The 12,326-nt window shown below is 64.6% G+C and carries 12 protein-coding genes; 5 read left to right on the top strand and 7 right to left on the bottom strand.

Annotation, left to right across the window (positions count from 1 at the left end):
- The 7 genes from QOI01_RS34530 to dnaA form a co-directional block, all read right to left on the bottom strand.
- Positions 1-967, bottom strand: a 967-nt coding sequence (locus QOI01_RS34530; RefSeq protein ID WP_526388492.1) for a DNA gyrase subunit A, incomplete at its 3' end; no start/stop codon positions are given.
- A gap of 57 nt (positions 968-1,024) precedes the next feature.
- Positions 1,025-3,058, bottom strand: a complete 2,034-nt coding sequence (gene gyrB / locus QOI01_RS34525) for a DNA topoisomerase (ATP-hydrolyzing) subunit B (protein ID WP_526388490.1) — start codon at positions 3,056-3,058, stop codon at positions 1,025-1,027.
- 232 nt (positions 3,059-3,290) lie between these two features.
- Complete coding sequence (locus QOI01_RS34520) at positions 3,291-3,854, bottom strand: DUF721 family protein (protein WP_526388488.1); 564 nt, start codon at positions 3,852-3,854, stop codon at positions 3,291-3,293.
- Positions 3,851-5,011, bottom strand: coding sequence for a DNA replication/repair protein RecF (gene recF / locus QOI01_RS34515; protein WP_526388486.1), 1,161 nt, complete (start codon positions 5,009-5,011; stop codon positions 3,851-3,853). The genes QOI01_RS34520 and recF overlap by 4 nt, the downstream gene beginning before the upstream one ends.
- Before the next feature lie 37 nt (positions 5,012-5,048).
- Positions 5,049-5,942: a phosphogluconate dehydrogenase (NAD(+)-dependent, decarboxylating) gene (gene gnd / locus QOI01_RS34510; protein WP_526388484.1), complete on the bottom strand. Its 894-nt coding sequence runs from the start codon at positions 5,940-5,942 to the stop codon at positions 5,049-5,051.
- Between the two features lie 29 nt (positions 5,943-5,971).
- Positions 5,972-7,171: a DNA polymerase III subunit beta gene (gene dnaN / locus QOI01_RS34505; protein ID WP_526388482.1), complete on the bottom strand. Its 1,200-nt coding sequence runs from the start codon at positions 7,169-7,171 to the stop codon at positions 5,972-5,974.
- 511 nt (positions 7,172-7,682) lie between these two features.
- On the bottom strand, positions 7,683-9,167 hold the full coding sequence (dnaA, locus tag QOI01_RS34500; protein WP_526388480.1) for a chromosomal replication initiator protein DnaA: 1,485 nt from the start codon (positions 9,165-9,167) through the stop codon (positions 7,683-7,685).
- Between the two features lie 561 nt (positions 9,168-9,728).
- Between dnaA and rpmH the strand changes: the two genes are divergently transcribed.
- From rpmH to QOI01_RS34475, 5 genes are all read left to right on the top strand, one after another.
- Positions 9,729-9,872, top strand: a complete 144-nt coding sequence (rpmH, locus tag QOI01_RS34495; protein WP_284230534.1) for a 50S ribosomal protein L34 — start codon at positions 9,729-9,731, stop codon at positions 9,870-9,872.
- A gap of 32 nt (positions 9,873-9,904) precedes the next feature.
- Complete coding sequence (gene rnpA, locus QOI01_RS34490; protein ID WP_526388478.1) at positions 9,905-10,261, top strand: ribonuclease P protein component; 357 nt, start codon at positions 9,905-9,907, stop codon at positions 10,259-10,261.
- Positions 10,258-10,575: a membrane protein insertion efficiency factor YidD gene (yidD, locus tag QOI01_RS34485; protein WP_526388476.1), complete on the top strand. Its 318-nt coding sequence runs from the start codon at positions 10,258-10,260 to the stop codon at positions 10,573-10,575. Before rnpA ends, yidD begins: the two co-directional genes overlap by 4 nt.
- On the top strand, positions 10,568-11,713 hold the full coding sequence (yidC, locus tag QOI01_RS34480) for a membrane protein insertase YidC (protein WP_526388474.1): 1,146 nt from the start codon (positions 10,568-10,570) through the stop codon (positions 11,711-11,713). Before yidD ends, yidC begins: the two co-directional genes overlap by 8 nt.
- A 71-nt stretch (positions 11,714-11,784) precedes the next feature.
- On the top strand, positions 11,785-12,312 hold the full coding sequence (locus QOI01_RS34475; RefSeq protein WP_526388472.1) for a Jag family protein: 528 nt from the start codon (positions 11,785-11,787) through the stop codon (positions 12,310-12,312).
- The last annotated feature ends 14 nt before the right edge of the window (positions 12,313-12,326 follow it).

The following is a 12,326-nucleotide window of genomic DNA, read 5'->3' as shown; positions in this document are numbered from 1 at the left end:
TGACCTCGACGACGATGCGCATGCCGACCCGGTCGCTGCCCTGGTCCTCGATGTTGGAGATGCCCGCGAGCTTGCCGTCGCGCACCTGGTCGGCGATCGAGGTGATGAAGTTGTCGTGGTTCACCTGGTAGGGGAGCTCGGTGATGACCAGCAGGGTGCGGCCCTTGGAGTCCTCCTCCACCTCGACGACACCCCGCATGCGAATGGAGCCGCGGCCCGTCGTATAGGCGTCGTGGATTCCCTGCGAGCCGACGATCAGACCGTAGGTGGGGAAGTCAGGTCCCTTCACCCGTTGGGTGACCGCGGTCAGCGTGGCCTCTTCGTCGGCCTCGAAGTTGTCGAGACACCAGAACACCGCCTCCGAGAGTTCGCGGAGGTTGTGCGGCGGCATGTTGGTGGCCATGCCGACCGCGATGCCGCCCGAGCCGTTGGCCAGAAGGTTGGGGAACCGGCTGGGCAGGACAGTGGGCTCTTGGACCCGGCCGTCGTAGTTCGGGATGAAATCGACTGTCTCCTCGTCGATTTCACGCAGCATCTCCATGGCCAGCGGCGTGAGACGCGCCTCCGTATACCGCATGGCGGCCGGTGGGTCGTTGCCCGGCGAGCCGAAGTTCCCCTGCCCGTCGACGAGGGGATAGCGCAGCGACCACGGCTGGGCCATCCGGACCAGGGTGTCGTAGATCGATGAGTCACCGTGGGGGTGATAGTTGCCCATCGTCTCGGCAACGGAGCGTGCGGATTTCGCGTGGCCACGGTCGGGCCGGAAGCCGGAGTCGTACCTCGCGTACAGCACGCGGCGGTGTACCGGCTTGAGGCCGTCACGGACCTCGGGAAGCGCGCGACCGACGATGACGCTCATCGCGTAGTCGATGTAGCTGCGCTGCATCTCCTGCTGGATGTCGACCGGTTCGATGCGGTCGGTGGTCGCGCCGTCGTCGCCGCCGGGCGGCAGGGTGGTGTCTGTCATGTGCTCCTCGCTCGTCTATGAGCAGCTCGGGGATTCAATGGAGAGGGTCGAACGGCTTCAGACATCCAGGAAGCGAACGTCTCTCGCATTGCGGGTGATGAAGCTGCGACGGGCCTCGACGTCCTCGCCCATCAGCACGGAGAACAATTCGTCGGCCGCGGCGGCGTCGTCGAGCGTGATCCGACGCAGCACCCTCGCACTCGGATCCATCGTGGTCTCCCACAGTTCCTTCGCGTCCATCTCGCCGAGGCCCTTGTAGCGCTGAATTCCGTCCTCGGTGTTGATCCTTCGGCCGGCAGAACGACCGGCCTCCAGCAGTCCGTCGCGTTCGCGGTCGGAGTAGGCGAATTCGGGTTCGCTGCGCTGCCACTTCAGCTTGTACAGCGGCGGTTGCGCCAGAAAGACGTGCCCATTCTCGATGAGCGGCTTCATGAATCGGAACAACAGCGTCAACAGCAGCGTCGAGATGTGCTGACCGTCGACGTCGGCGTCGGCCATCAGCACGATCTTGTGGTAGCGCAGTTTGGCCAGGTCGAACTCGTCGTGGATGCCAGTGCCGAGCGCGGTGATGATCGCCTGGACTTCGGTGTTCTTGAGTACCCGGTCGATGCGGGCCTTCTCGACGTTGATGATCTTTCCGCGCAGGGGCAGGATCGCCTGATACATCGAATCGCGGCCGCTCTTCGCCGAACCACCGGCCGAATCACCCTCCACCACATAGACTTCCGACAGCCGCGGGTCGGTGGAGCGGCAGTCCGCCAGCTTGCCGGGCAGCCCGCCGATGTCGGTCGCGCTCTTGCGGCGCACCAGTTCACGCGCCTTGCGCGCAGCCATCCGCGCCTGCGCCGACTGAACGGCCTTGTTGACGACCGTCTTCGCCTCGGCCGGGTTGGCCTCGAACCAGTGACTGAGCTGCTCGTTGCAGATCTTCTGCACGAACGACTTCACCTCGGTGTTGCCGAGCTTGGTCTTGGTCTGGCCCTCGAACTGCGGGTCGGCGACCTTCACAGAGATCACCGCGGCGAGTCCCTCGCGGATGTCGTCGCCGGTCAGGTTGGCGTCCTTCTCCTTGAGTAGCTTCTTGTCCTTGGCGTACTTGTTGACCACCGTGGTCAGGGCGCTGCGGAAACCTTCCTCGTGCGTGCCGCCCTCGTGGGTGTTGATGGTGTTCGCGAAGGTGTGCACCGACTCCGAATAGCCGGCGTTCCACTGCATCGCGATCTCGACCTCGTGGCCGGGACCCTTGCCGTCGAAGTCGATGATGCTCTGCTGGATCGGGGTCTTCGTGCGATTGATGTGCTTGACGTAGTCGACCAGGCCGCCCGGGTAGTGGAAGGTGCGGTGCTTGACCTTGTGCGGCGCCTTGGCCTCCGCCTCTTTCTCGTTCGCGGACTTCGGCGCTTCCGCCATGTCGCTCACGACGTCGTCGACGACGTCCTCCGCGGTGACGCGTTCGTCGATCAGGTCGATGGTCAGCCCCTTGTTCAGGAACGCCATCTCCTGCAGGCGACGCGCGACGGTCTCGAAGTCATAGACCGTGGTCTCGAAGATGTCGGCGTCCGCCCAGAACCTGACCGTCGTGCCCGTCTTCTTGGACGTCCCGCCCTGCTTCAACGTGCCGGGAACCGAGCGGTCGTAATACTGGAACCACTCGTGACCGTCCCGCAGGATCGTGACCTCGAGACGGCTGGACAGGGCATTCACCACGGATACGCCCACGCCGTGCAGCCCACCACTGACGGTGTAGCCACTGTTCTCGCCGCCGAACTTGCCGCCGGCATGCAGCTGCGTCATGACGACGTCGACGGTCGGGACACCCGTGGAGTGCATGGCGACGGGGATGCCGCGGCCGTCGTCGGTGACCTGAACGCTGCCGTCGCCGAGAATCTTCACGTCGACCTTGGTGGCGTACCCGGCCATCGCCTCGTCGATCGCGTTGTCGACGACCTCCCAGACGAGATGGTGCAGACCGCGCTCACCCGTGGAGCCGATGTACATGCCCGGCCGTTTCCGGACCGCCTCGAGACCCTCCAGAATGGTGATTGATTCGGCGCCGTACTCCTTGGGAGAACTCTTCTTCTGGGCAGGCACGTTGGACGCGTCTCCTTGGTCTTGAGGGCAGGGGTTACCGACTAGGGGTTCGAGGGCCCCGGCGAGTCTTGTATCAGTCTACCGTTACCCACCGTCAGGACTGACTCTGAGGCGGCGTTTCTGTGTACCTAATTGAGCCGTGCACGGAATTTCGCGGCCAACGGCGCGTCCCGACGACCGATGAGCCCAGCGCAACCGTTGTCGGCGCTCTCAGATGCAGGGCGGAAGAGGCTCACCCGTAGGTGTCGCGCGGGCCGCGGCCCGGCACGTTGTACTTCCCCTTGCGCCACGTCGGAGCCGCCGGACCCACGATCTTCACACTGGTGACGACGCCGTCTCCCACAGCCGCGGCGATCTTGGCGAGAATCTGCGACTGAACCAGGCGCAGCTGGGTCGCCCAAGCCGTCGACTCGGCCTCCACCGTCAACACTCCGTCACGCAACGCGGACGGGTTGGCGTGCTCGGCGATCTGATCACCCACGACGGTGGCCCACTGCCCGAATACCGACCCCTCCGCGACGCGGGACGACCACCCGCGACTCTTCGCCAGCTCGGAGGTAGCGCTGCCGAGCGGCTGGGGGTCGCGGGCGTCTGGTCCTGGCCCCGACCACTTCCGGCGCGAACCGCGCACGGGCGCGTTCTTCGCCGACGACGTCCGGCCGCGGCCCACGTCCTTGCCCTGGCTGCGTGCGGCGCCGCGCGCCTCTTCGAGCGTGCGCCTGACGAGATCCATGCCCTTTAGATGCGCAAGGTGTACCGGTGGTTCCACCGGTTCTCCATCCGTGGAGTCCGTCATTCGATCACCTCCGAGAGTCGACCGGAATCGTCGTCGCGCATACCGATCTCCATTCTGCGCGCATCCCAGTCCTGAGGGATGTCCTCCTTGACCGCTGCCGTTACCAAAACCTGCTCGGCGGACGCCGCCACTTCGACCAGCGCCCGCCGACGCGCGTAGTCGAGTTCGGCGAACACGTCGTCGAGGAGCAGCACCGGATCACTTCCATCGGACCGGAGCAGTTCGTAGGCGGCTAGTCTCAGGGACAGCGCCATCGACCACGACTCCCCGTGACTGGCGAACCCCTTGGCCAGCTGATCGCCGAGCCGTAGTTCGAAGTCGTCGCGGTGAGGTCCCACGAGGCAGACCCCCCGCTCGATTTCGGTCGAGCGCTTGCGAGCCAGTTCATCGAGCAGTGCCACCTCGAAGATCTCGGTGCTCGACGCGCCGGTGGCCGCCTCCGCCTCGACCGCGTCGACCGAACTGCGGTAGCGCACCGATGCCGGACGCGAGGCCGGCGCCAACAGCTGGTAGGCCTTCGCGATCTCTGGGGCGAGCAGACCTATCAGCTCGACCCGCGCGGCGATCAGCTTTGCACCATGGATGGCCAGGTGCCCGTCCCACACGTCGAGCGTATCCAGGGCCCCGGAGTCGCCGCGAAAGCGGGCGCCCGCAGCGCTTTTCAGCAGCGCCGCGCGTTGTCGCAACACCTTGTCGTAGTCCGCGCGGATACCGGCCACCATGGGGCGACGGGTGGTCGCGAGCTCGTCGAGATAGCGCCTCCGTTCACCGGGCTCACCGCGGACGAGCGCGAGGTCCTCCGGCGCGAACAGCACCGCACGCAACGCCCCGAGGATCTCGCGGGCACTGCGCACCGGGGAGCGGTTCAGTCTCGCCTTGTTGGCCCGCCCCGCGGTGATCTCGAGGTCGACGGCCAACTCCCGGCCCTCGTTCACGACGATCGTCGACACGATCGCCCGCTCGGCGCCCGCCCGGATCAGAGGCGCATCCGAGCCGACCCGGTGTGAGCCGAGCGTCGAGGAGTACCACAGTGCCTCAACCAGATTCGTCTTGCCGAAACCGTTCGGTCCGACGAAAACCGTGCGACCGGGCTGAAGTTCCAACTCGAGTCGTGACCAAGAGCGAAAGTCGGTCAGTGCCAGTTGACGTACGTACACCGATCAGCCCCGCGTCGCTTCATCGCCGTGCCATGGATCAACCAGACTCACTAATCCTCTGCACCGCATGCCCACCAAATTGGTTGCGGAGCGCCGCCACGGCCTTCATCGTCGGCGAATCCTCCTGTCGTGACAGGAATCTCGCGAACAGCGCCGCAGCGATAGCCGGCACGGGCACTCGAAGGCGGATTGCCTCCTCCACGGTCCAGCGGCCCTCGCCCGAATCATCGGTGTAGCCCTTGATCTCGGCGAGTTGAGGATCTTCCTTCAGTGCCTTGGCCAGCAGCGTCTGCAGCCACGACCGCACCACGGTGCCATTGGTCCAGGCCTGATAGACGGCCTGTGGGCTCTTGATCAGATCCTCCGCGGCCAACATCTCGTAGCCCTCGCCGTACGCGGTCATCATCGCGTACTCGACTCCGTTGTGAACCATCTTGGCGAAGTGTCCTGCACCAACCGGGCCTGCGTGGACGAAGCCGTCCTCCTGCGGCCCGGGTGGCCGCAGGGTGTCGAAGATGGGCAACACCTTGGCGACGTCGTCGTCGCTGCCGCCGACCATCAGTCCGTAGCCTTCGGTCAGACCCCAGATGCCGCCAGAGACGCCGGCGTCGACGAAGCCAATTCCCTTCTCCGCCAACAGCGCAGCGTGGGGACCGTCCTCCGTGTACCGCGAGTTGCCGCCGTCGACGACCAGGTCCCCGGAACTGAGCACGGCCGCGAGCCCGATGATCGTGCCGTTCGTGACCTCGCCCGAGGGCACCATTACCCACACCACCCTGGGCGCGGTGAGCGCCGCAGCCAGGCCGGCGAGATCCGGGACGTCGGTCACCTCGGGCCGAGGGTCGTATCCGATTACTTCGTGTCCACCCTGACGCAGGCGTTCACGCATGTTGAAGCCCATTTTTCCGAGACCGACCAGCCCGAGTTGCATGTGCGCCTCTTTCGTGACGATAAGGCCGGTCAGCCCGGGAGGCGTACCGGCATCAACAGGTACACGTAGTCGGTCTGGGCCGCCGGGAAGGGACCACTGGAACCCACGTACGCATCATCATCATCACCCGCCGGCCGCAACACCGCGGGACGACTGGATGTCGTAAAGCCGAACGTCACCTTCGGAGAGTGCAGCGAGCCCAGACCATCGGTCAGGTACGTCGGGTTGAAGGCAATGGTCAGAGGATCACCGGAGAACTCCACGGGAAGATCTTCCTCGGCACGCCCCACCGCGTCCTCACCGCCGGCCGACAGTCGCAGCGAGTCCTCGGAGAATTCCATGCGTACCTGAGCGCCGCGGTCGGCGACGAGGGCAACACGTTTGATCGCCTCGGTGAGCTCCGCGACACCGATGGTCGCGACCGCCGTGTGCTCGGCGGGCAGCAACTGACGGAACTTCGGGAACTCCGCGTCGAGCAGCCGACTCGTCGTGCGCTTGCCATTGCTACGAATTCCGAGCAGCCCGTCCTTGCCGACCGCGGCGCCCGCACCGAGTGACAGATGTACGTCAGCTCCGTCGGTGCCTGCCCTCGCTGCCTCGGCGAGTGTCTTCGCCGGAACCAGCACGGCCGCTTCGATGTCTGCGGATTCGGTCGCCCAGGTCAGTTCGCGCACCGCGAGACGGAACCGGTCGGTGGCGGCCAGCACGACCTTCTCACCGGAGATCTCCACGCGGATGCCGGTGAGCATCGGTAGCGTGTCGTCCCGGCCCGCGGCGACGGCGACCTGGCCGATGGCCTGGCCGAACAGATCGGACGGCACGACACCGGTTTCCTCGGGCAACGACGGCAGCGTCGGATAGTCCTCGACCGCCATCGTCGGCAGCGAGAAACGTGCACTGCCGCAGCTCAACAACACGCGGGTGCCCTCGACACTGACGTCCACCGGCTTGGCTGGCAATGACTTCGTGATGTCCGAAAGCAACCGCCCAGAGACGAGAACGCTTCCTGCAGAGGCGATTTCCGCCCCGACGCGCACTTCGGCCGACACTTCGTAGTCGTAGCCGGAGATGGTCAGCCCGTCATCGGAGCCAGTCAGCAGGACGCCGGAGAGAACCGGCACCGTCGGCCTGGTCGGCAGAATGCGGGCAACCCATGCCACGGCATCGGCGAAGTCCTCCCGCGCCAGGCGGAACTTCAAATCAGTACCAATCGTCGTCGCCACGTCCATAGCGTCCCTTCGGTGAAACCCCAGCTACAAGCACTAGCAGCGGATCTACGGGTGTCTTACGGACATGTCACCACGCTGCGGTTCGACGACCGTTCCGGTTGTCGAAGACTCACCGTAGAGCCTTCGGCGTCAACTTGAAAGCTAATCGACGGGAGTGACAACGCGCCCTCGCGGCGGCGCTGCCGCACGGTCAACAGGGCGTGATCCCCAGGTGCTTCTTTTAGAGAGGGAACTATAGAGATAAACGAGTAACAGTAATAGGTGCTGTGGAAGCTGTGGATCGAGTGACGCGTTGCCAGGTCGGGTGCGGTGTGCGCTCGTGGGTTACTCGTGGAGTACTGACGTGCGCATGCGGGTGGGCTGTGGACGACACGGACCACGTGTGCACCGGCACCGGTCGCTCGGGCGGTTCGTCCCGAGACTGTGCACGAGTGGTCCACATGTCTGAGGTGTGACGAGTGGTGCGGCAGGGACAGAAGATTCTCGGAAATCTCGTCGCGGGAAATGTCGTTCAGCGCTTGGATCGCTGACGAATCCTCGTCGTGAGTTCCTTTACGTGATCGAAGATCTCGCGCTTCTGTGCCATCTCGCCGCGGATCTTGCGCTCGGCGTACATGACCGTGGTGTGGTCGCGGCCGAACGAATGACCGATCTTGGGTAGCGACAGGTCGGTCAGTTCACGGCACAGGTACATCGCGATCTGGCGGGACTGCGCCAACGCCCGAGTCTTGCCAGGACCGCGGAGCTCCTCGATGGTGATCTCGAAGTACTCGGCCGTGGCGGCCATGATCGTGGCGATGCTGATCTGCATGGAACCGGCGTCGGAGATGAGGTCGCGCAGAACGATTTCGGCGAGCGATTTGTCGATCGCGGCCTTGTTCAGGGAGGCGAATGCGGTCACCCGGATGAGGGCGCCCTCGAGTTCGCGGATGTTGCGCTCGATGCTGCTGGCGATGAGTTCCAGCACGTCGTCAGGAACGTCGAGGCGGTCCATCTGCGCCTTCTTGCGGAGGATCGCGATGCGGGTCTCGAGTTCCGGTGGCTGAACGTCGGTGATCAGACCCCACTCGAATCGCGTCCGGAGCCTGTCCTCCAGCGTGGCGAGCTGTTTGGGCGGTCGGTCCGAGGAGATCACGATCTGTTTGTTGGCGTTGTGCAGGGTGTTGAACGTGTGGAAGAACTCCTCCTGGATACCTTCCTTGCCCTCGATGAACTGGATGTCGTCGACCAGGAGAACGTCGATGTCGCGGTAACTGCGCTTGAAGGAGGCCTTGCGGTCGTCCCGCAACGAGTTGATGAAGTCGTTGGTGAACTCTTCGGTCGAGACGTACTTCACCCGCATGCCGGGGAACAGGCGCTGGGCGTAATTGCCCGCAGCATGGAGGAGGTGTGTCTTGCCGAGACCGGACTCGCCCCAGATGAACAGTGGGTTGTAGGCGCGGGCAGGCGCCTCGGCGATGGCGAGGGTGGCGGCATGGGCGAACCGGTTGGACGCGCCGATGACAAAGGTGTCGAACGTGTACCGACGGTTGAGGCTGACGTCGTTGGTGGGGGAGTTCTGGGGGCGGTTCGTGAAGTAGGTCGGCCAGCTTTCCTCGGCGCTCGCGAGTGCTTCCTCGTCGTCGTCGACCTCGTCGGCATCCGGAGTCACCTCGGGGGGAAGATCGTCGCCGCGGTCCGTCTGGGGGCCGGGAGTCTCGATGCGGACGCCCAACTCGACGCGCTGACCGAGCCGACGGCTGAGGCTGGCGATGATCGGTTCGCGGAGGTGCCGTTCGATCTCGTTCTGGACGAATGGGGTGGGAACCGAAAGGAGGGCAAACCCTTCGGCGATGACGAGCGGTTTGACCAGCTTCAGCCAGGCCCGTTGCTGACGGGTGAGATTCGGGGCGTTGGAGCCGGTGTGAGAGCTTCCGTCACGAGAGGTGTCACCGTTGAGCTCCGCAACGACGTCGTTCCAGATTGCGACGAACGGCGGGTCGGGGTCGGATGTCAACGTAGACGTACCCCCTCGTGGCCAAAGCTGGGATGGACGAATAGACAATGGCCGGATGTCCACATGGTTATCCACAGTCTGTGGATAACCGACACCCGTCGTTGTGTCGTAGCGTACGCGTGGAGGCCGCGGCCCGGGGCTCGTCAAGGTGGTCGACTACACCATGGGCTCCCGGTTGGGCGGCCGTCCTCACTTTCTTCGTCCAGCGGCGTCCCTAGGTGAGAGACAGCCTTGCCAGAAGCTAACAGTTTTATTGCCGGGTGCCAACAGTTCTGCAACATTGACTGCGGCTTGCCTGGACACGCGTGTTGGATGTGACACGCGTGTTGGATGTCACGGATTCGCCAGCGCGAGAAGCGGGTTTGACCTAGGGAAATCTCGTCAGTACCCTCGAACAGTCGCCCGAACGTGGCGATACGGCTGCGACTCGGATCGTCGGGTTTACGCGCCGGAGCAAGCGAGACGAACGAAGCGTACGTACCGCGGCTGCTTCCAGACGCGCACGAGGTTACTCGTGTGTTCGACGGGGGCGGGCGCACCCGTCATTGAGGAGAAACAGCCGTGGCCAAGGGCAAGCGGACGTTCCAGCCCAACAACCGGCGCCGTGCCAAGGTGCACGGTTTTCGGTTGCGGATGCGGACAAGGGCCGGACGCGCCATCGTGTCCGGTCGTCGCGGCAAGGGCCGTCGCTCTCTGACTGCGTGATGCCGGTCTGATCCGTAGCAGGGTGTAGACAGGTGCTTCCGGCTCAGTACCGGATGACCCGGTCGACTGACTTCGGGCTCGCCGTCAATCGTGGTGTGCGCGCAGCCCAGCCCGACCTCGTGGTGCACGCCTTGAGGTCATCCGACGATGGCTCCGATGGCCCGAAGATCGGCCTCGTCGTCTCCAAGTCGGTCGGCTCCGCGGTACAGCGGCACCGCGTCTCGCGGATGTTGCGGCACGTGGCACGGGGCGTGATCGAAGATCTGGGGCCAGGTGACAAAGTGGTGATCCGTGCTCTTCCGAGTAGTCGGAACGCGATCTCGGCCCGTCTCGATCAGGAACTGCGGACCGCGTTGCGACGCGCGTCGGAGTCTGGGGCTCGGCGATGAGCGGTCGCATCGCTGGCGTGCTGGCGCGAGGCGTCATCTACGCCATCGAGCTGTACCGCACGATGATCTCTCCGTTGCGGCCACCCTCGTGCCGATTCACACCAACGTGCAGTCAGTACGCGGTCGACGCGCTTCGAGAGTTCGGAATCTTAGGGGGGACATGGTTGTCCTTGGTGCGGCTGGCCAAGTGTGGTCCGTGGCACCAAGGTGGATGGGATCCGATTCCGGAGCGACACGAGAGTGGATGTCGTCCGCGGGCGGACTCCGGCGGGGCCGTGGATAGCGCGACGCTGAGGAGCGATTCGTTTGTTTAATTGGTTCAGTCTCGACGTCATCTATTACCCGGTGTCCGCCATCATGTGGCTCTGGTACAAGGTCTTCGGCTTCGTGTTCGGCCCGGACAATTTCTTCGCGTGGGCGCTGACGGTGATGTTCCTCGTCTTCACGCTGCGCGCGATTCTCTACAAGCCGTTCGTTCGGCAGATCCGCACGACCCGCCAGATGCAGGAGTTGCAGCCACAGATCAAGGCGCTGCAGAAGAAGTACGGCAAGGACCGACAGCGGATGGCGCTGGAGATGCAGAAGCTGCAGAAGGATCACGGGTTCAACCCAATCCTCGGCTGCCTACCCATGCTGGCGCAGATCCCGGTGTTCCTCGGCCTGTACCACGTGCTGATGTCCTTCAACCGGACCCAGACCGGCATCGGCCGGCTCGGCTTGTCCGTGGCGGAGAACAGCTCCATCGGCAACTACGTCTTCAGCGCGACCGACGTCCAGAACTTCTTGAAGGCCGATCTCTTCGGTGCGCCACTGGGCGCGTCGATGGTCCAGACGGTGGGGCTCGGTGCGTTCGAACAGTTCGACCGTATCGCGGTCATCATCGTCGGCGTGCCGCTGATGATTCTCGCCGGTGTCGCGACGCACTTCAACAGTCGAGCGTCGGTGGCACGACAGAGCATCGAAGCGTCGGCCAACCCGCAGACCGCGATGATGAACAAGCTCGCGCTGTACGTGTTCCCGTTGGGCGTTGTGGTCGGAGGCCCATTCCTGCCCCTCGCGATCATCTTGTACTGGGTGTCGAACAACATCTGGACGTACGGCCAGCAGCACCTCGTGTTTGGCCGGATCGAGAAGGAAGAGGAAGCCAAGAAGCGGGAGGAGTTGGCGCGTCGTGCGTCGAATGCTCCAGCACCGGGAACCAAGCCCAAGCGCAAGCGTCCGACGACCAGCGGCGCCGGCGCGGAGGGCCCGACGAAGCCTCCTGTGGAGCTGACGGATCATGATGGCGACGAGCTCGGAGCCGACGACGCAGGCAGTACCGATGCCACCTCTGCACCGCTGGGTGACTCACCGCCGACGTCGAACGGCAAGGGCCCGGCGACGAAGGCCGACGGCGGCGCCAACCGTGGGCCTCGGCGGGCCAACAGCCGACCGAAGAAGCGAAGGCCCTGACAAGTACCCCCGATTCGGGACGGCCCGGTGTGGCCACCGATGGATGTGAAAGCAAGGAAGTAAGGACGAACATGACTGACGCCGATACGACCGAACGGACCGAGATCGAGGGCGACGCGCCCAAGACGGAGGACCTCGAAGACCGCTTGGTGGCCGAAGGCGAGATCGCCGGCGATTACCTGGAGGAGCTGCTCGACCTCCTGGACTTCGACGGGGACATCGATCTGGATGTCGAGGGCGACCGAGCCATCGTGAGTATCGACGGGGGGAGCGACCTCGAGAAGTTGGTCGGTCGCAAAGGCGAGGTCCTCGACGCGTTGCAGGAGTTGACGCGCCTCGCCGTGCACCAGAAGACGGGTGAGCGGAGCAGGCTGATGCTGGACGTCGCGCATTGGCGGCGCGGGCGCCGGGATGAGTTGGCGGCGCTGGGGGACAAGATCGCCCGCCGGGTGCTGGCGAACGGTGAACGCGAAGAGCTGGCGCCGATGACTCCCTTCGAGCGCAAGATCGTTCACGATGCGGTGTCGGCCGTTGACGGTGTGCGTAGCGAGAGTGAAGGCGCCGAGCCGTCACGGCGCGTCGTCGTTCTGCCGGTCTGACGTATCGAGTTACA

It is taken from the genome of Mycobacterium sp., from assembly GCF_032162605.1.
Lineage (GTDB): Bacteria > Actinomycetota > Actinomycetes > Mycobacteriales > Mycobacteriaceae > Mycobacterium.
This window is presented reverse-complemented; position numbering and strand designations above follow the sequence as displayed.